This is a genomic window from Parvimonas sp. D9 (assembly GCF_035282565.1).
Classification (GTDB): domain Bacteria; phylum Bacillota; class Clostridia; order Tissierellales; family Peptoniphilaceae; genus Parvimonas; species Parvimonas micra.
Map to the genome: position 1 here is coordinate 1 of NZ_JAYKBM010000144.1, position 273 is coordinate 273.

Annotated in this window: 1 protein-coding gene; it reads left to right on the forward strand. The window is 39.2% G+C overall.

Translation table 11 applies throughout. From position 1 onward, the window contains the following. Positions 1–273 (forward strand): hypothetical protein (locus VJI94_RS08365; protein ID WP_324009028.1); only part of this gene is annotated, 273 nt, incomplete at both ends.

A 273-nucleotide genomic window follows, 5' to 3' on the forward strand; every position in this document is an offset into this window, starting at 1 on the left:
TGGAGTTACAATGGCAGGTTTTTAGCTGCAACTGATAATCACCTGATCAAAATATGTAATGAGAAAGGAGCATTGAACACAACCATTCCCAAAGAAGACAACACTAGTTATCTAGACATCGATTGGCATCCTTCCAAAAATGTATTGCTGGTGAGCGGTGATGATATTCGTATGTATGACATGATTGGAAAGAAGCTAGCCGTATTAAAAAATCTGGAAGAAACAACAGGGGTATTGGCTGTTGAATGGCATCCGAATGGACTTTTCTTTGTG